Source organism: Undibacterium sp. Di27W (assembly GCF_049340345.1).
GTDB lineage: Bacteria > Pseudomonadota > Gammaproteobacteria > Burkholderiales > Burkholderiaceae_D > Undibacterium.
In genome coordinates, this window is sequence record NZ_JBMPOS010000081.1 from 1 (window position 1) to 821 (window position 821).

At 50.2% G+C, this 821-nt stretch carries 2 protein-coding genes; both read right to left on the minus strand.

Annotated elements, in window-relative coordinates; translation table 11 throughout:
• The coding region (locus ACO0LF_RS31360) for an ExbD/TolR family protein (protein ID WP_422980606.1) at positions 1 to 111 on the minus strand (111 nt) is incomplete at its 3' end.
• A gap of 224 nt (positions 112 to 335) precedes the next feature.
• Positions 336 to 821, minus strand: a 486-nt coding sequence (locus tag ACO0LF_RS31365) for a MotA/TolQ/ExbB proton channel family protein (RefSeq protein WP_423021312.1), incomplete at its 5' end; no start/stop codon positions are given.

Below are 821 nucleotides of genomic sequence, written 5' to 3' on the forward strand. Positions count from 1 at the left end.
GATAAGGAAGATGATCAGCAAGACCAGCATGACGTCTACCAGCGGGGTGGTGTTGATGGTGCTATTGACTTCGTCTTCGCCATCACCATCATTGCCAATTGCCATTGCCATAATGTGTTCTCTTTCAAATTACTGAATACGGAAGACCTCTCACCACAGAGACACAGAGTCACAGAGGAAAACCACAGAGAAAACCCTTTCATTACGTGCTGCTTGCAATGATCAGGGGAAATGATCTGTTATCAGTTTCAGCAAAAGGTTTTTCCTCTTGCCTTTCTCTGTGTCTCTGTGCCTCTGTGTTGAGAGGTCTTCTGGTGTTAATCAGTGATTGCTAATTATTTTTTAGCAGCTGTTTTACCCATATTGCCGGACAGGACAACAGAGTGCAGGTCAGCGGAGAAAGCACGTACGTCTTCCATGGCGCTCTTGTTGCGGCGTACCAGGAAGTTGTAACCCAGAACAGCAGGAACAGCCACCGCCAGACCAATCGCGGTCATGATCAGCGCTTCACCCACTGGGCCCGCTACTTTGTCGATAGACGCCTGACCGGACATACCGATCGCTGTCAGCGCATGGTAGATACCCCATACTGTACCGAACAGACCAACGAACGGTGCTGTAGAACCAACAGTCGCCAGGAAAGCCAGGCCGTCTTGCAGGCGGCTTTGTACTTTATCAACAGCGCGCTGGATGGACATGGATACCCAGGTATTCAAGTCGATTTGTTCCAGCAAAGCACCTTCATGGTGTTCTGTGGCTTTGATGCCAGAGTCAGCGATGAAGCGGAATGGGCTGCCTTCTTTGAGGGAAGCTGCACCAGC